Genomic DNA, 16,540 nt, shown 5'->3' on the forward strand with positions numbered 1-16,540 from the left:
CCGGTCCCCCCGCGGCTGAGAGGGCCCCGGTCGGACTGCGCGACCGGGGCCCTCGTCGCCGCGGTGCGTCAGGCGATCAGACCGGCGCGTTCGACGGTCCGGATCTCCTGGTGCTCCGAGGCGGCGCCGTCGAGACCGATGACGCCGTAGTCCCAGCCCTTCCGGCGGTAGACGACACTCGGGCGCTCGGTCTCCTCGTCGATGAACAGGTAGAAGTCGTGCCCGACGAGCTCCATGTAGTACAGCGCGTCGTCCACGGTCATGGGAGTGGACGCGAAGACCTTCTTGCGGATGACGACCGGGCAGTAGGCCTCCTCGGTCTCGGCCTGGTCCGGTTCCCGGTCGTCCGTGACGACCGGGACGACACCGGTCGCGACGTCCTCGAGGAGTCCGCCGTCGGCCGGCGTGACGTCCATCCCGGAGAAGGACTCACCGGCTGCCTGCGACACGGACGTCGGGCGGTGGCGGCCACGGTGGACCTTCTTGCGGTCCTTCGCCCGGCGCAGACGCTCCATGATCCTCGCGTACGCGAGGTCGAACGCGGCGTACTTGTCGGAGGCGGTGGACTCGGCCCGGACGAGCGGTCCCGGACCGATCAACGTGAGCTCGACACGATCGTCCCCGCTCGCGCCGGAGCTCTTCTCGTGGTGTCGACTCACCCGCACCTCGAACGCGAGGGCTCGGTCGGCGAGCGCGTCGATCTTGGCGGACTTCTCCTCGGCGTACGCGCGGAATCGATCGGTGATCCCGACGTTCCGTCCCGTGATCGCGATGTCCATGGCGGCTCCATCCAGACTCGGCGCGTCGCCTCCATCCGGCGAACTCCCAACGCCTTTCCGGCAACCGTAGACCCCTCGTCCGACGAGGGCATCCCGCGTCGGCGTGTTGCCGGGATGTCCAGAGAACGCACACCGTTCCTCCACAGCGGCGTCGGTCTGGAGGCCCGTCCACAGTCCGGCGAGCGCCGATCGACCGCGGGCGGCCGGCCGGCATCGTCGTCGTCATGGACATCTCGACGACGACCGCGACCGGGCAGCGGACGCGGACCGGCCGGGCCCGGACCGGGCGGCAGACGCGGACCGGGCAGGAGACGCGGACCGGGCAGGCTTGGCGCGACGCCGCGGCGGAGGCCCTCGCGGTCCTGCTGCCCGTCGAGTGCGCCGGGTGCGGGGAACCGGACCGCGCCGTGTGCGTCGCCTGCCGGGACGAACTCGCCGCGACCGCCCGCTGCGTGCGGCTGGTGGCTGGCGTACGGCTCGACGCGGCGTTCGAGTACGCCGGTGTCGCGCGGACGCTGCTCCTCGCGCTCAAGGTGCACGGTCGCGTCGACGTCGCGTGGGCACTCGGCCGACCCACGGTGCGGACGCTCGACCGCGCCCGCGCCGCGGCTCCGGACGCGGTGGTCGTCCGGATCCCGCCGTCCCCCGCCGGACTGCGACGCCGCGGCTGGGACCCCGTCGTCCTCCTCCTCGGCCGCGGCGGGGTGCGGGTGCGGCGACGTCTGGTCCGCCGACACGGTGGTGTCGGGCGCGGTGCGAGCTCGGCACTAGGGAGCCAGGTGTCGCAGAGCCAGAAGTCACGCAGCGCCGTGGAACGCGTGACGGCGACCGTCGGCACGCTCCGCGCAGTGGGCGTGTCCGGACGCCGGGTGATCCTCGTCGACGACGTCGTGACGACCGGCGTGACGATGGCCGAGGGCGTCCGGGCCGTCCGGGCTGCGGGTGGGACGGTCGTGCGCTGCGTCGCGACCGCGAGCGTCGAGCCGTGAGCGCGCCGATGGACGGGCGGCCGCCGGTGCCGCGGACCGGAAGCTTGAGATCGCTAGCGTTGCGTTCCGAGCACGTCCGCGGTGACGCCGGTGTCGTCCCATCCCCCCGCGCTCTCGGAGAGGACGCGACCGTCACTCATCCGGAGCAGCAGGGAGCCGGACGCACCGCCGACGATCGTCGTCGCGATGCCGCTCGGCCGACTGAGCGTGGTCGCCTGTCCGCCGATCGTCGACGTCGTGACGGCGGACCCGGACGACGTCGTGCCGAGCGACGCCACCTCGACGTCGCTGGCCCAGGTGGCGTCGACCGGATCGCCCGATGCCGACTGCACCCGGATCGGGGTCCCGAACGCGGTGGGGTCCTTCTGCGCGTCGCGGATGATGGACATGACGTAGAGCGCGGCACCGGAGTCGGTGTCGATCAGGGCGAGCGCGCGCGTCGAGTCGCGGGACACCCGGAACGCGACGAGTTCGCCCGAGGGCAACGTCGACGCCACGGTGTGCGGGTCGCCTCCGAACCCGTACGCGGTGATCGAGCGTGGGTCGGACCGCTGCCCGGACCACAGGAACCCCTGGTCGTCGATCGACGGCGGTACCGCGTCGCCACGTCCGTCGACCAGGAGCGACGCCGCCGACCCGTTCCGCACGATCCAGCTCCCGGCCGCGTTGCCGACCGCCGCGTCGGACCCGTTCGCCGCGAGTTCGATCGACGTCGGTCGCAGCGCCTTGACCTTGTCCCCGATGCCGCTGAGCGGTGCGACGGACGTCCCCGTGGCGTTGCCGACGGCGTCGTTCGTCACGACGAGCGGCCGGGGGTCCACGTCGGGGTCGCGCTCGGCCGTCGTCCCGGTCGACTCCGGCACGGCGAGCCCGGTGCCCTCCACGGTGATGCTGACCGACGAGATCGACGCCACCGTCGACAGGCTCGCCGTGAGCTGCTCGCGCATGCGGACCTTCTCGAGCGTGTTCGCCTTGAGGGCGTCCGACGTCAGGTCGACCTGCGCGGACCCGTTGTCGACCGTCACCGCGTTGAGCGACAGCTGGGTGCCCTCGGGGAACGCGGACACCACGGCGCCCTTCAGCCAGTCGCTCGGGCCGGCGAGCAGGGCGCTGACGATCCTCGTGCTCGTCGACGACCGGGCGAGGAACCAGCGTTCATCCGGCACCAGGAACTTGTACGACGGGTCGTAGAAGTAGATCGCGTGCGCCTGGAACACCGATTCGAAGCTGACCGAGCTCAGGATGATCCCGTCCGGCGCGTAGCTGATGCGCCACTGGCCGTGCTCCTTCGTGAACTGGAACGTGAGCGTGGAGCTCGTCGGCCGGACGGCCTGCGTGTACTGACCGGCTGCGTCGACCGTCGCACTCGCGGTGAGCGTGTACGCGAGCGACTTGGCGGTCGCCCGTGTGACGTCGCCGCCGCCTTGACGGACCGTGACGCCCTGCCGCGGGTTCCACTTCTGCGAGAACTTGTCGGCCAGGAACTCCCGTGCGATCGCGTAGTTGTCCTGCGGGCCCGTCGCGGCGTCGATGAACTTGCGGAGGATCGTCTCCTGGTCGCTCCCCGGCACCGGGGCGTCCGGGCGGTAGTCAAAGCCGGACGACGTGTCGTCCTGCACCTTGCCGGCCGTCTGCACCGGTCCGGTGGTCGGGATCGCGGCGCAGGCGGTCAGCGCGACGAGGGCGACCGCGGCCAGCACGCCGACCACGAGGCGCCGGACCCTGGTCGTCGACGGCCGGGCACGCCCGCTGGAGCGCACCGGGCCTCCAGTCCGAGCCGCGTTCATCGGGACCCCTCGGGCAGGCGCGGGCCGTCGTACGGTTCGTCGCTCGGCGGGAGCGGGATCGCACTCGAACGGGGTTCGACGGCGTCCTGGCGCCGTCGCGGGAGCGTCAGCACGAAGACCGAGCCGGTCCCGCGCTGCGACCACACGTCGATCCGCCCGCCGTGCAGGTGGGCGTCCTCGAGGCTGATCGCGAGCCCGAGTCCGGTGCCGCCGATGGTGCGCTTCCGGCTCGGGTCCGCCCGCCAGAAGCGGTCGAACACGCGCTCGGCGTCCTGCGGCGGCATCCCGACGCCGGCATCCCGGACCGCGATGGCGACCGTCTCGGCGTTGCTGTCCACGACGACCAGCACCGGCTTGGCCTCGCCGTGTTCGATCGCGTTGCCGACGAGGTTCCGGAGGATCCTCCGGATGCGGCGCGCGTCCATCTCCATCGCGACGTGGCCGCCGGGGGTCGCGAGCTGCAGTTCGACGCCGGCCGACTCGGCGAGTGGGCGGAACTCGTCGACGATGTCGGTCGCGAGCGACGCCGGAACGGCCGTCTCGCTCTCGAGCGTCACGGCCTGCGCGTCGTACCGGGAGATCTCGAGCAGGTCGGCGAGGAGCACCTCGAACCGTTCGATCTGGGTGTGGAGCAGTTCGCTGGACCGGGCGATCGCCGGCGCGAACGCGTGCCGCGCGTCGAACAGGACGTCCCCAGCGAGCCGGATCGTCGTGAGCGGGGTGCGGAGTTCGTGCGACACGTCCGACACGAACCGTTGCTGGACGCGGGAGAGTTCCGCGAGCTGGGTGATCTGGCGGCTCATCACGTCCGCCATGCCGTTGAAACTGGTCGCGAGGATGGCGATGTCGTCCTCGCCCCGCACCGGGATCCGCTCCTCGAGCCGACCGGCGGCGATCTTCCGACTCGTCGCAGCGGCCACCCGGACGGGGACCACGACGAGTCGGACGACGAGACTCGTGACGAGGGCGATGAGCACCACGAGCGCGACGCCGCCGATCGAGAGCGTCTGGGAGACGAAGTCGAGCGTCTTCTGCGCGTCGCTCAGGTCGTACACGAGGTACAGCTCGTACTGCCCGGCGCTCGGGATCTGCAGTGTGGACCCGACGGCCAACCCTGGTTCGCTGCGTCCGGCGTCGCTCAGCGAGACGGGCTGGAGGTTGAGGTCGCCGGTGTTCTTCGCGACCGCCTTGCGCATCTCCGGGGTGATCACGGCATCCGGGAAGTCCGGGCTCGCGATGTTCTGGAGCGACTGCGTCGTGTTCTGGTCGGGACTCCGGAGGATCGCGATGCTGGTCCCACCGGGGCTGGTCGTGGTCGACAGGATCGAGCGCTGGGCCTCGTTCTGGAGCGTCTCGAGCTCGACCTGGTTGTTGTCCTCGGCCGCCGTCGCCGCGTCGAAGATGTTCTGGGCGAGGATCGTGGCGCGCTCCGACTCCGCCTCGATCTGGTCACGGCGCTGGGCGTACACGTTGTTCGAGATGCTCAGGGTGACCGCCGTGCCGATGACCGTCACGGCGAGTCCGGTCGTGAGCACCGTGATCGCGACGGCCCGGAACAGCAGGGAGCGTCGCCAGAGGAACGCGGTCCCCCGCCAGCCCCGACGCGTCCATCGGCGGATGCGCCGACGCACGTCGCGGATCGTCAGCTCGCGCCGCGGTACGACGGTGCTCGTGCCGCCCGTCTGCGAGGACATCGGCGGGTCAGGCCCCGGCGCCCGCTCGGTACCCGACGCCACGGACGGTCGTCACGATGCGCGGGTTGTCCGGGTCGTGTTCGATCTTGGCGCGGAGCCGCTGCACGTGCACGTTCACGAGCCGGGTGTCGGCCTTGTAGTGGTAGCCCCAGACCTGTTCGAGCAGCATCTCGCGCGTGAACACCTGGTTCGGCTTCTCGGCGAGCGCGCGGAGCAGGTCGAACTCCAGCGGTGTCAGGGAGATCGGGGCGTCGCCCCGACGGACCTCGTGCCCGGGGACGTCCACCGTGACGTCGCCGACGGTGAGGACCGCGGCGTCGCTCGCGACCGGGCGGAGTCGGGTACGGATCCGGGCGACGAGCTCCTTCGGGTTGAACGGCTTCACCACGTAGTCGTCCGCGCCCGACTCCAGACCGACCACGACGTCCGAGGTGTCGCCGCGCGCCGTCAGCATGATGATCGGTGTGCCGCTCTCGGCTCGGATCCGGCGACAGACCTCGATCCCGTCGATCCCCGGGAGCATCACGTCGAGCAGGACGAGGTCCGGACGCGTCGCCTGGAACGCCTCGAGCGCACCGGTCCCGTCCGCGCTGAAGTCGAGCTCGAAGCCCTCCGAGCGCAGCACGATGCCGATCATCTCGCTGAGGGCCTGGTCGTCGTCGACGACGAGGATGCGCGGGGTCATGTCTCTCTCCGGCAGTTCACGGGACACGCGGGGACGCGCCGCCCGGACGGGCGCTGGGACGCGCCTGTCCCGGACACCATAGTCGAGCGCGCTGCCGGTGCACGGGATCCCGCTCCGCGCGGGGCTCGTCGGTGCGTGCGGCACACCGCTGATCGGTGCGGATGCTGGCCGAGGGGGGTCCGAGTCCGACAGAATCGGAGTCCACGCGCTCGACCGGGCGCGGTCGGCTCCGACATCGGGGCCGTGATCGCGGGAGGGGCGGCATTGTCGAACGGCGAGCACTGGCAGACGCCGGGTTCCGATGCGCCGGGGGCCGGTGGGCATGAATCCCCGTCTCATGATCCGGACCAGCCCGCAACCGGAGGCCCACCGTGGCCCGCGTCGACGGGCGCACCGCCGGCAGGTGGCGCGACCGACCCCGGCTCCGGGCTGCGCGGCCGTCCCGCGATCCCGATCCGACCGCTCGGACTCGGCGACGTCCTGGGCGGGGCGTTCGGGGTGTTCCGTCGGAACGTGCGTGTACTGCTCGTGTACGGACTCGTGCTGAGCGGTGTCGCGACGACGATCTCGCTCCTCGTGTCACGGGGGTTCACGGCTGACTCCACCGCCCGCATCGACTCCGCCGATCCGAGTGACGTCTCGACGATGCTCGCCGGCTCGTACACGCTGACGCTCGTCGTGTCCGTGATCTCGGCGATGATCGGCATCGTCGGTCGCGGACTCCTCCAGGCTCCCGTCGCCGCGGAGACCGGGCAGCAGATCCTCGGTCGGCGGGCGAGTGTGGCCGGGGTGATGGCACTGCTCGCCGGACGCCGTCTGCGGGTGCTGTGGTGGAGCCTCCTGCTCGCGGCCGCGATCGGCGTGGGCGGAGCCGTGCTCGTGGTCGTCTTCGCCGCCATCGCCGCCGGGATGAGCGGCATCGGTGGGTTCTTCGCTGCGTTCGGGGCGCTGACCGGGATCGGGCTCGCGTTCGGTGTGCTCGCGGCCTGGCTCGGCACCAAGTTCTCGCTGACCGTGCCCGGGATCGCACTCGAGGGCCTCGGCGTCGTCGCCGCAGCGCGGAACTCGTGGCGGCTGGTCCGTGGCGCGTTCTGGCGCACGTTCGGGATCGAGCTCCTCGTCCGCGTGATGTTCAACGTCGCAGTGACCATCGCGAGCATCCCCCTGTCGCTCGTCGTCGCGTTCGCCGGCGGCACGCTCGATCCGCTCGGTGCCGGGTCGGGGTCCGGCACCGGGTCCGCCTCCGGTCCGGTCGCGATCGCCGTGGTCGTCCTGGGCGGTGCGCTCGCGGTGGCCGTGACCGCGATCACCGACGTGATCGCGGCAGGGACGACGACGTTGCTCTACGTCGACCGACGGTTCCGCACCGAGGGACTCGACGGCCGCGTCGCCTCCCATCTCGACATCGGGGTCCCGGCGGATCCGTTCAGCACCGTCGACCCCGATGCACGCCGGCCGCACTGGTCCGGACCCCCGTCGGGAGCAGCCGGTGCCTGGTACGGGCCAGGCGGCTCGAGCGGCCAGCAGCCGACCTGGGGCGGCCAGCAGCCGACCTGGGGCGGCCAGCAGCCGACCTGGGGCGGCCAGCAGCCGGGTCCCCGCACCCAGCCGCCCGTCTGGGGTGATCCGACCCGAGGTCCGGGCGAGCAGTCCGGTCCTCCCGGACCCCCGCACGGATCGGGCCGATGACGACCGGAGCGTCGATCGTCGCGTTCGGCACCGCAGTCCTCGGCACGGAGCGCATCGGCTCGTCCGCGCTCGCGATCGCCGCGGTCGATCCGGGCGAGGCACGCCGACTCCTCCGTCACGAGCTGTCCGGCCGTGCGTACGACGCCGCGCGACCGACGTGGTGGGACCGTCTCTCGAAGGGCTTCATCGACTGGCTGGGCTCGCTCCGCATCGGCGGCGACGACAGCTTCGACCGGACCCTCCTCGTGATCGCGATCGTCGTCGTGCTCGCCGTGCTCGTCCTCGTGGTGCTCGTGTACGGACTCCCCCGCCGTCGTGCAATGCAGCGTTCTGCGGCGAGCGCCGTCTTCGACGACGACGACCACCGCACCGCAGCTGCACTCCGGGCGGCGGCGGACGACGCCGCCCGCCGCGGCGACTGGGACAGCGCCGTCCTCGACGGGTTCCGCGCACTGGCCCGCGGCCTCGCAGAACGCGACCTCGTGCCGGACGTCCCCGGTGCCACGGCGCGGACCATCGCCGAGCAGGCCGTCGGGTCGTTCCCCGCACACGCCGACGGCCTGCGGGACGCCGCCCGCCGGTTCGACCGGGTCCGGTACGCCGACGTCCGTGCGACCGACGACGACCACCGAGCAGTCAGCACCGTCGAGCGTGGCGTCGCGACGTCCCGTCCGACGGTCGACCGGATCGCCGTGCCCTCGTGAGCACCGCGACCGCCGCCACGCCACCCGCGACCGCTCCCCGAGCGGGGAGCGCGCCGGGCTCGGGCCTGCGGGCACGGGTCCTCGCGTGGGGCTCACTGGTCCTCGTCGGCCTGATCGTCGCCGTCGCGGCCGGGCTGGCCGGACGGGACACCGCAGCCACGCCGGCGGAACTCGACCCCGCGTCGGCGACCTCGACCGGCGCCCGGGCGCTCGTGCACGTGCTCCGGGACCGCGGCACGCGGGTCGATGTCGTCCGCGACGCTGCCGCGGCGACCGACGCCGTGTCGACCGGTGGCACGGTGTTCGTCGACGACGGTGGCGGCGACCTCACACCCCGTGTCGCTCGACGGATCGCCGCGACCGCCGAGCGAGTGGTGCTGGTCTCCTCCGATTCCCGGGTGATCTCCGCGTTCGGACTGCGCGCGGAGCCGACCGCCCCGATCCGGGGATCGACGACCGTCTCGACCCGGGACTGCCCGATCGACGCTGCAGCACGCGCGGGCCGGATGACGACCGCCGGTGTCGGGTACGCCGTCTCGGCGGACGTCACACGATGCCTTCCGTCCGGCGCCTCGGGAGACCGCACCTGGGGCCTCGTCCGCGCACCGATCGCCAACGGGACCGTGACGCTCATCGGCGCGACGTCGGTGCTCGAGAACGCCACGATCACCCGCGGCGGGAACGCTGCGTTCGCCCTCGACCTGCTGGGCAGCGGGGACCGCGTCACCTGGTTCGTACCGACGCCGGGCGGTGCCGGGTCCGCGCCGTCCCTCAGCGACCTCGCACCCGGGTGGGTGACACCCGTGCTCGTCGTCGGGGCACTCGTCGCACTCGCCGGGGCGTTCTGGCGAGGACGGCGTCTCGGACCGCTCGTCGTGGAGCGGCTGCCGGTCGTGGTCCGTGCCGCGGAGACCACCGAGGGTCGGGCGCGCCTCTACGAGCGGGCCCGGGACCGGACCCACGCACTCGACACCCTGCGCGTCGCGGCTGTCCGACGGATCGCCCGACGGCTCGGACTCGCGCGGGGCAGCCACGTCGACGCCGTCGTCGAGGCTGCCGCAGCCGCCGTCGATCGCCGCCCGGGGGAAGTCGGCGCCGTCCTCGTCGGTGGCCCGGCGGGCCGGGACGCCGACCTCGTCGCCGGCGCCGCCGCCCTCGCCGAACTCGAGTCCGCGATCCGCTCGACGCAGCTCCGACCGCTCGGGGACGGGTCGCGCCGGAGCACGTCGGAACCCGACGCACCACGCCGGAGCGGGCCGCGCGAGCACCCGCCCGGACAGCCCGGAGCACGACCCGACCGCCGCCGCACCGATCGTCCAGGAGGACGCCAGTGAGCACCGAACCCACCCAGCAGACCCCGTCGTCCAGTCCCGACGCCGCTCCCCCGGCCCGTTCCGCGATGACGGACGGCGCGACGACGGACCGTTCGGACGCGGACCGTTCGGCCGCGGACCGTTCGGGCGCGGACCGTTCGGCCGCGGACCGTTCGGGCGCGGACCGTTCGGGCGCGGACCTCCGCGCCGCGTTCGGCCACGTCCGCGCCGAGGTCGGCAAGGCCGTGGTCGGCCAGGACGGCGCCGTCTCCGGCATGATCGTCGGGCTGCTGGCACAGGGCCACGTCCTCCTCGAGGGCGTCCCCGGCGTGGCGAAGACGCTCCTCGTGCGGAGCCTCGCCGCGTCGATGTCGCTCGACACGAAGCGCATCCAGTTCACCCCGGACCTCATGCCCGGGGACGTCACGGGCTCCCTCGTGTACGACGCCTCGAGCGGGACGTTCCCGTTCCGCGAGGGCCCCGTGTTCACGAACGTCCTCCTCGCCGACGAGGTCAACCGCACGCCGCCGAAGACCCAGTCCGCACTCCTCGAGGCGATGGAGGAGCGACAGGTGAGCGTCGACGGGGGGGCGCACGTCCTGCCCGACCCGTTCTTCGTCGCAGCGACGATGAACCCGATCGAGTTCGAGGGCACGTACACGCTGCCGGAGGCCCAGCTCGACCGCTTCCTGATGAAGCTGACGATGGACATCCCGCCGCGCGACGTCGAGTTCCAGGTACTGCGCCGGCACGCCGACGGGTTCGTCGCCCGCGACGTCTCGTCCGCAGGGATCGTGCCGGTGATCGGTGTCGACGAGGTCCGGGCCGCACAGCGAGCGGTCCGCGCCGTCGGTGCACGGGACGACGTCCTCGCGTACGTGGTCGACCTCGCCCGGGCCACGCGCGAGGCACCGTCGGTCCGCGTCGGGGTGAGCCCGCGCGGCGCGACGGCACTGCTCGCCGCGGCGAAGGCCTGGGCATGGATCACGGGGTCCGACGCCATCACCCCCGACCACGTGCAGGCGATGGCGACGCCGGTGTGGCGGCACCGTCTCCGCATCGCGCCGGACGCCGAGCTCGAGGGTGTCGGCGCGGACGCGGTCCTCCGCCAGGTCCTGCAGCAGGTCCGGGTGCCGATCTAGTGGCCATCACCGGGCGGTTCGTGGCGCTCCTCGCGGTGGCTGTCGTCCCGACGATCCTGCTCGACTCGGGGTGGGGCGCCGTCGCGTGGATCGGCGTCCTCGTCGTCGCGGCCGCGATCGACCTCGTCCGCGCAGCGGACCTCCGACGCGTGCGCGTCGAGCGTCGCCTCCCGACGGCGACTCGCCGAGGCACGCGGGTCGACGGGGTGCTCGTCCTCGCGAACGACGGCGACCGCCCACTCCGCGGGACCGTCCGCGATCTCTGGGAGCCGTCCGCCGCGCTCGATCCGCGGCGGGCCACGGTCGACGTCCCGCCCGGCGAGCGTCGCGCCACCCCCGAGCGGTTCCTCCCGTTCCGCCGCGGACGCCGTCGCACGGCCGGTGTCGCGATCCGTGCGGTCGGCCCGCTCGGCCTCGCCGCGCGCCAACGGGTCGTCGCGGCACCGGGTGAGCTCGTCGTCACCCCGCCGTTCCTCGCCCGACGTCACCTCGCCTCCCGGCTCGTCCGGCTCCGCGAGCTCGACGGTCAGACCACCCTGCAGCTCCGCGGGCACGGGACGGAGTTCGACTCCCTCCGCGACTACGTCCGCGGCGACGACGTCCGGTCCATCGACTGGCGCGCGACGGCCCGGCGACAGGACCTCGTCGTCCGGACGTGGCGCCCGGAGCGGGACCGCCGGGTGATCGTCGTCGTGGACTCCGGGCGGGCGTCGGCCGGGCGGATCGGGGACGAGCCGAGGCTCGACACCTTCATCGAGGCGGCACTCCTCGTCGCGGCGCTCGCGGCCGCGGCCGGCGACCGGGTGGACCTCGTGGTGCTGGACGACGTCGTCCGTGGCCGGGTCCACGGCGCGACCCGCGCGGACGTCCTCCAGCGTTTCGGCGACGTCCTCGCCGAGGTCGACCCGACCCTCGCCGCGACCGACTTCGCCCGGGTCCCGGGGATCGTCGACACGATCACGACCGCTCGGGCGTTCATCGTGCTCGCGACGACGGTCGACTCGCTCGGCGCCTCGGCCGACGTCCTGACGATGTTGCCGCAGCTGACGAACCGGCACACGGTCGTGGTGACGGCCGTCACGGATCCGTCGGTCACCACCATGGCCGGCACGGGAACGTGGGACGTCGGGTCGGGGCGGGCACCGGCGCCGGTCCCGCAGCGGGGTGGTCCGAGGGCGTCCGGACGGGAGGTGCGGGGCACATCCGCACCGCGCCGCACGGCCGGCGGGCTGGCGCGGCGGGCGGTCGGGACCGACCTGTACCGGCGGGCCGCTGCCGAACGCACCGTCCTCGACGCCGACGGGGTCGCCGACGCGGCACGGCGCCTCGGTGCCGAGGTCGTCGTCGGGACGCCGGAGCAGGTGCCGCCATTCGTCGCCGACGCCTACCTCCGCGCCAAGGCCACCGGTCGGCTCTGACCGGACCAGACATGACCTGACCGGACCCGACAGGGCCACGGCTCGCTCACCCGGCGACGAGCACCGTCGCGCCGCGGTCGAACTCGTCGACGTCGCCGCGCTCCCCGGCCCGCGCAGCACGCCCACCGACGACCCACTGGTAGTACAGGACGACCGCGAGTGCGACGGTCCCGATCCCGATCTTGACGGGCCAGGGCCAGGGCTGCCGGGTCACGGTGCCCTCGATGATCCCGGACAGCAGCAGTGTCAGCACGAGCCCGATCGCGACCGCGACGAGTGCGCGTCCGCTCTCGGCGAGCGCCTGCCCGCGCGTCCGCCCACCGGGCGCCATCCACGACCAGAAGATCATCAGCCCCGCCGCCCCGGCCATGAACACCGAGTAGAGCTCGAGCTGCCCGTGCGGCGCGATGTACAGGAAGAAGTCGCCGAGCCGCCCCTGCCAGTGCATGATCGCGCCGGACACACCGAGGCTCACCGCGTTGTTCATGATCGCGTACGGCACGAACAGACCGGTGACGCCGAAGCCCACCATCTCGGCCGCGAGGAACGCGTTGTTCGTCCACACCTTGCCGGTGAACGACGCGAGCGAGTGATCGGAGTAGTAGTCGACGAAGTCCTGGGTGGCGTACCGGTGGAGCGCCGCCGAGGACCCGAACGTGCTGATGGCCCGCGGGTCGGACGCGATCCACAGTCCGGTGACGACGGCGATCGCCCCGGTGGCCGCCGCGAGGACGAGTGTCACCCATCGGATCCGGTACAGCGCCGCGGGGAGCTGCACGGCGAAGAACGTCGCCACCCCGAGCAGCGCGTTGCCCGGGGTGCCGGTGAACCGGAGTCGCGCGCGGAACAGGGTCAGCGAGAGCCGGTCCCCCATGCCCGACCGGGCGACGGTGCCACGGACACGGGCCAGGTCGGTCGCCCCGGACTGGTAGAGGGTCAGGAGCCGGTCGATGTCCTCGCCGGAGGCACGACGACGCCGGGCGAGCCGGTCCAGCTCGTCCCACTGCTCCCGGTGGACGGCACCGTATGCTTCGAGGTCCATGACTGCTTGAATGATGGCATGTCGACGCCGTCACCGCACCACGACCGAACCGGCCGTGCGAACCGTCAGCGCGACCATGCCGAGCGCCAACACGACCTGACGGCGCGCGGCCTCCTCCGCACCCTCGACGACGAGGCTCCGGCGCTCGTCGTCGGGGAGGCCGTGGCGCTCGACGTCCAGCCCGCGAGCATCGCGCTCCGGCTCGCCGGCGGGATCATCGACGGCATCGTGTACGTCCTGCTCTGGATCGCGCTGGTCATCGGCGGGGTCGTCGCGTTGTCGCACGTCGAGGACGACGCCTGGCTGTCGATCTGGTCGGTCGTCGCCCTCGTCCTCGCCATCGTCGTGGCCCCCACCGCGCTCGAGGTCGCGTCGCACGGCAAGAGCATCGGACGATGGGCGGTCGGCACCCGCGTGGTGCGGATGGACGGCGGCTCGGTGGGCTCCCGCCAAGCGTTCGCCCGCGCGCTGATCGGCGTCCTCGAGCTGTTCTCGACCGTGGGTGCCCTCGCGCTCCTCGTGGCGCTCTTCGGGGCACGTCCACGACGCCTCGGCGACCTGATGGCCGGCACCTTCGTGCAGCTCGAACGGATCCCGCGGAGCCAGGACCCGGTCGTGTCGCTCCCACCCGACCTCGTGGGCTGGGCGTCCGTCGCCGACGTCTCCCGGCTCCCGCAACGCCTCGAGGACCGGCTCGCCGGGTACTTCCGAACCGCGACGACGCTCCGACCGGACCTGCGGTGGTCGACGGCGTCGGCGTTGGCGGCGCAGATCGCCCCCTACGCGCGCCCGGTGCCCCCGGTCGATCCCGAACGGTACCTGGCCGGGGTCGTCGCCCTCCGTCGGGAGCGCGACGTCCGCGCACTCGCGAGCCGAGCGCGGACGTTGCAGGGGCTCGCCGAGGTCGCATCTGCGCGACCGACCGGGTTCCCGCACCGGTAGGCCCGACGCACCCCGGGCCTCCCGTGCGACGAGGGGGCCTCCCGTGCGACGAGGTCGGACCACCACTCCCGGAACGGATCAGTACCGGTACATCTCCGGCTTGTAGGGGCCGTCGACCGTGACACCGATGTACGCAGCCTGCTCGGGTCGCAGCGTCGTCAGGCGGACGCCGAGGGCGTCGAGGTGCAGACGGGCGACCTTCTCGTCGAGGTGCTTCGGCAGCACGTACACGCCGACCGGGTACTCCGACGGCTTGGTCCAGAGCTCGATCTGCGCGAGGACCTGGTTCGCGAACGAGTTGCTCATCACGAACGACGGGTGACCGGTCGCGTTCCCGAGGTTCATGAGTCGACCCTCCGACAGCACGAGGACGCTGCGGCCGGTCGGCAGGCGCCACTCGTGCACCTGCGGCTTGATCTCGACGCGCTCGGCGCCGGGGAGCCGCTCGAGGCCCGCGACGTCGATCTCGTTGTCGAAGTGCCCGACGTTCGCGAGGATCGCGAGGTGCTTCAATCCCAGCATGTCGTCGACCGTCACGACGTCGACGTTGCCGGTGCAGGTCACGACGATGTCGACCTGGTCGACGACGGACTGCAGCGTCGTCACCTGGAACCCGTCCATCGCGGCCTGGAGCGCGCAGATCGGGTCGACCTCGGACACGATCACGCGGGCGCCCTGACCGCGGAGCGCCTCGGCGGCACCCTTGCCGACGTCGCCGTAGCCGACCACGAACGCGACCTTGCCGCCGATCAGGACGTCGGTGGCCCGGTTGATGCCGTCCGGGAGGGAGTGCCGGATGCCGTACTTGTTGTCGAACTTCGACTTCGTCACGGAGTCGTTGACGTTGATCGCCGGGAACTGGAGCTGCCCGCTCCGCGCGAGCTCGTACAGGCGGTGCACGCCGGTGGTGGTCTCCTCGGTGACGCCGCGGATGTCGGCGGCGATGCGCGTGAACCGGTCCGGGGACTCGGCGAGCGACGCGGCGATCGCACGGAGGACGACGTGCTTCTCGGCGGGGTCGGACTCGCTCGCGGTCGGTGCCACCCCGGCTGCCTCGGCCGCGGCGGCGTCGTGCACCAGCATGGTGGCGTCGCCGCCGTCGTCGAGGATCATGTTCGGGCCGGCCCAGTCCGCTCCGGCGGCTCGGGCCTCCGCGCTCCAGTCGAAGATCCGGCTCGTGCACCACCAGTACTCGTCGAGCGTCTCGCCCTTCCAGGCGAACACCGGCACGCCGTCCGGGGCGTCGGGGGTGCCGGTCGGGCCGACGGCGATCGCCGCTGCAGCCTCGTCCTGCGTCGAGAAGATGTTGCAGCTGGCCCACCGGACCTGGGCGCCGAGGGCGGTGAGCGTCTCGATGAGCACCGCCGTCTGCACCGTCATGTGGAGCGACCCCGCGATCCGTGCTCCGGCCAGGGGCTGGGACTCGGCGAACTCGGTGCGCAGCGACATGAGCCCCGGCATCTCGTTCTCGGCGAGCCGGATCTGGTGACGGCCCGCCTCGGCCAGCGTCAGGTCTCGGACGCGGTACGGCTCGGTGGTCTGCGTGTCGGTGGGCATGGAGTCAGTCTGACAGACGACCTCCGAGCCGCATGCAGCTAGTCGCGGGTGATCGGCAGGTGTCGGACGACCTGCCAGCCCTTCGGCACCGAGAGGCGTTCGGCGTGCCGCGCGCAGAGATCGTACCCGTGCGGCTCGATCCGGGTGGAGAGCGGCCCGACGACGACCATCGAGTCGCCGTAGTCGTAGGTCAGGGTCGCCGCGGCACGCGCCGCGCACGCGACCTTGCTGCAGATCCTCGAGTCCATCCCGCGCACCAACCTACCGCGTCCGCCGTGAGCGCCACCCGTGCCCGCTCGCAGTACGATTGCCCGCATGGTCCGACGTCACCGCACGGTCGCCCGCGTCGATCGTGCGCGGGGGCGGTCCCGCCACGGACGCGGCGGCCGGTCGTCGGTCACCGGACCCGACCTCGCGCCGATGCTGACCCGCGCGGAGTCCTTCGACCGGATCGTCGCCGACGCCGCGCACTACCTCGTGGACCTGTGGCCCGACGAGCTCGACGGCATCGTGTTCCAGGTGGCGGACATGCCGTCGGAACCCGTGTCCGGCCCCGACGCCACCATGCCACGCCACCGCCTCGACCGCGGCCGGAAGACCGTGACGCTGTTCCGGATCCCGGTCGAGCGGCTCACCCGCCTGGTCGAGAAGGACGACGTCGACAAGCGGGTCATCGTCGAGGCAGCGGTGTTCCGCGCGGTCGGCGAGCTCATCGACAAGGACCCGTGGGACCTCGCTCCGGACCGGTACCGGCACTTCTGATCCCCGCCGACACGGAGCGGCCGACACGGAGCGGCCG

General features: G+C 72.6%; 15 protein-coding genes. 8 read left to right on the forward strand and 7 right to left on the reverse strand.

Going from position 1 to position 16,540, the window contains the following annotated elements:
• Window positions 1-68: 68 nt before the first annotated feature.
• Window positions 69-779 (reverse strand): ribosome hibernation-promoting factor, HPF/YfiA family, encoded by a 711-nt coding sequence (hpf, locus tag ACO0E0_RS13150; protein WP_422871886.1) that lies wholly within the window; start codon window positions 777-779, stop codon window positions 69-71.
• Window positions 780-1,003: 224 nt separating this feature from the next.
• Between hpf and ACO0E0_RS13155 the strand changes: the two genes are divergently transcribed.
• The gene (locus ACO0E0_RS13155) at window positions 1,004-1,768 is read left to right on the forward strand and encodes a ComF family protein (protein WP_422871887.1); all 765 of its coding nucleotides are present in this window, start codon (window positions 1,004-1,006) and stop codon (window positions 1,766-1,768) included.
• Window positions 1,769-1,821: 53 nt separating this feature from the next.
• Here the strand turns inward: ACO0E0_RS13155 and ACO0E0_RS13160 are convergent, their stop codons facing one another.
• From ACO0E0_RS13160 to mtrA, 3 genes are read right to left on the reverse strand one after another with little or no spacing between them, the layout of a single operon-like run.
• On the reverse strand, window positions 1,822-3,528 hold the full coding sequence (locus tag ACO0E0_RS13160; protein WP_422871888.1) for an LpqB family beta-propeller domain-containing protein: 1,707 nt from the start codon (window positions 3,526-3,528) through the stop codon (window positions 1,822-1,824).
• 23 nt (window positions 3,529-3,551) lie between these two features.
• Window positions 3,552-5,249, reverse strand: coding sequence for an MtrAB system histidine kinase MtrB (gene mtrB / locus ACO0E0_RS13165; protein ID WP_422871889.1), 1,698 nt, complete (start codon window positions 5,247-5,249; stop codon window positions 3,552-3,554).
• Between the two features lie 7 nt (window positions 5,250-5,256).
• Window positions 5,257-5,934, reverse strand: a complete 678-nt coding sequence (gene mtrA, locus ACO0E0_RS13170; RefSeq protein WP_422871890.1) for an MtrAB system response regulator MtrA — start codon at window positions 5,932-5,934, stop codon at window positions 5,257-5,259.
• A 513-nt stretch (window positions 5,935-6,447) separates the two neighbouring features.
• Here mtrA and ACO0E0_RS13175 point away from each other — a divergent pair.
• From ACO0E0_RS13175 to ACO0E0_RS13195, 5 genes are read left to right on the forward strand one after another with little or no spacing between them, the layout of a single operon-like run.
• Window positions 6,448-7,623: a glycerophosphoryl diester phosphodiesterase membrane domain-containing protein gene (locus ACO0E0_RS13175; protein ID WP_422871891.1), complete on the forward strand. Its 1,176-nt coding sequence runs from the start codon at window positions 6,448-6,450 to the stop codon at window positions 7,621-7,623.
• A complete protein-coding gene (locus tag ACO0E0_RS13180) occupies window positions 7,620-8,327 on the forward strand; it encodes a DUF4129 domain-containing protein (protein WP_422871892.1) in 708 nt (235 codons plus the stop codon). Before ACO0E0_RS13175 ends, ACO0E0_RS13180 begins: the two co-directional genes overlap by 4 nt.
• Window positions 8,324-9,661, forward strand: coding sequence for a DUF4350 domain-containing protein (locus ACO0E0_RS13185; RefSeq protein ID WP_422871893.1), 1,338 nt, complete (start codon window positions 8,324-8,326; stop codon window positions 9,659-9,661). Before ACO0E0_RS13180 ends, ACO0E0_RS13185 begins: the two co-directional genes overlap by 4 nt.
• The gene (locus ACO0E0_RS13190; RefSeq protein ID WP_422871894.1) at window positions 9,658-10,782 is read left to right on the forward strand and encodes an AAA family ATPase; all 1,125 of its coding nucleotides are present in this window, start codon (window positions 9,658-9,660) and stop codon (window positions 10,780-10,782) included. The genes ACO0E0_RS13185 and ACO0E0_RS13190 overlap by 4 nt, the downstream gene beginning before the upstream one ends.
• On the forward strand, window positions 10,782-12,200 hold the full coding sequence (locus tag ACO0E0_RS13195) for a DUF58 domain-containing protein (RefSeq protein WP_422871895.1): 1,419 nt from the start codon (window positions 10,782-10,784) through the stop codon (window positions 12,198-12,200). Before ACO0E0_RS13190 ends, ACO0E0_RS13195 begins: the two co-directional genes overlap by 1 nt.
• Window positions 12,201-12,246: 46 nt before the next feature.
• Here the strand turns inward: ACO0E0_RS13195 and ACO0E0_RS13200 are convergent, their stop codons facing one another.
• Window positions 12,247-13,242, reverse strand: coding sequence for a stage II sporulation protein M (locus tag ACO0E0_RS13200; RefSeq protein ID WP_422871896.1), 996 nt, complete (start codon window positions 13,240-13,242; stop codon window positions 12,247-12,249).
• A gap of 18 nt (window positions 13,243-13,260) precedes the next feature.
• Here ACO0E0_RS13200 and ACO0E0_RS13205 point away from each other — a divergent pair, with 18 nt between their 5' ends.
• Window positions 13,261-14,184, forward strand: a complete 924-nt coding sequence (locus tag ACO0E0_RS13205; protein WP_422871897.1) for an RDD family protein — start codon at window positions 13,261-13,263, stop codon at window positions 14,182-14,184.
• 78 nt (window positions 14,185-14,262) lie between these two features.
• On the opposite strand, the gene ahcY is transcribed toward ACO0E0_RS13205, so the two are convergent.
• Together ahcY and ACO0E0_RS13215 are read right to left on the reverse strand one after the other, a co-directional pair.
• The gene (gene ahcY / locus ACO0E0_RS13210) at window positions 14,263-15,741 is read right to left on the reverse strand and encodes an adenosylhomocysteinase (RefSeq protein WP_422871898.1); all 1,479 of its coding nucleotides are present in this window, start codon (window positions 15,739-15,741) and stop codon (window positions 14,263-14,265) included.
• 38 nt (window positions 15,742-15,779) lie between these two features.
• The gene (locus ACO0E0_RS13215; RefSeq protein ID WP_422871899.1) at window positions 15,780-15,989 is read right to left on the reverse strand and encodes a DUF3499 family protein; all 210 of its coding nucleotides are present in this window, start codon (window positions 15,987-15,989) and stop codon (window positions 15,780-15,782) included.
• A 67-nt stretch (window positions 15,990-16,056) separates the two neighbouring features.
• Between ACO0E0_RS13215 and ACO0E0_RS13220 the strand changes: the two genes are divergently transcribed.
• Window positions 16,057-16,503: a hypothetical protein gene (locus ACO0E0_RS13220; RefSeq protein ID WP_422871900.1), complete on the forward strand. Its 447-nt coding sequence runs from the start codon at window positions 16,057-16,059 to the stop codon at window positions 16,501-16,503.
• Window positions 16,504-16,540 lie beyond the last annotated feature (37 nt).

Source organism: Curtobacterium phyllosphaerae, assembly GCF_049341865.1.
In the GTDB taxonomy this organism is placed as follows: domain Bacteria; phylum Actinomycetota; class Actinomycetes; order Actinomycetales; family Microbacteriaceae; genus Curtobacterium; species Curtobacterium phyllosphaerae.

What these genes read in the sequence shown, in the direction of transcription:
- mtrA (WP_422871890.1), bottom strand. Translation starts at nt 5,934, where the DNA reads ATGACCCCGCGCATCCTCGTCGTCGACGACGACCAGGCCCTCAGCGAG.
- ahcY (WP_422871898.1), bottom strand. Translation starts at nt 15,741, where the DNA reads ATGCCCACCGACACGCAGACCACCGAGCCGTACCGCGTCCGAGACCTG.
- ACO0E0_RS13205 (WP_422871897.1), top strand. Translation starts at nt 13,261, where the DNA reads ATGTCGACGCCGTCACCGCACCACGACCGAACCGGCCGTGCGAACCGT.
- ACO0E0_RS13220 (WP_422871900.1), top strand. Translation starts at nt 16,057, where the DNA reads ATGGTCCGACGTCACCGCACGGTCGCCCGCGTCGATCGTGCGCGGGGG.
- ACO0E0_RS13215 (WP_422871899.1), bottom strand. Translation starts at nt 15,989, where the DNA reads ATGGACTCGAGGATCTGCAGCAAGGTCGCGTGCGCGGCGCGTGCCGCG.
- ACO0E0_RS13200 (WP_422871896.1), bottom strand. Translation starts at nt 13,242, where the DNA reads ATGGACCTCGAAGCATACGGTGCCGTCCACCGGGAGCAGTGGGACGAG.
- ACO0E0_RS13155 (WP_422871887.1), top strand. Translation starts at nt 1,004, where the DNA reads ATGGACATCTCGACGACGACCGCGACCGGGCAGCGGACGCGGACCGGC.
- mtrB (WP_422871889.1), bottom strand. Translation starts at nt 5,249, where the DNA reads ATGTCCTCGCAGACGGGCGGCACGAGCACCGTCGTACCGCGGCGCGAG.
- ACO0E0_RS13180 (WP_422871892.1), top strand. Translation starts at nt 7,620, where the DNA reads ATGACGACCGGAGCGTCGATCGTCGCGTTCGGCACCGCAGTCCTCGGC.
- hpf (WP_422871886.1), bottom strand. Translation starts at nt 779, where the DNA reads ATGGACATCGCGATCACGGGACGGAACGTCGGGATCACCGATCGATTC.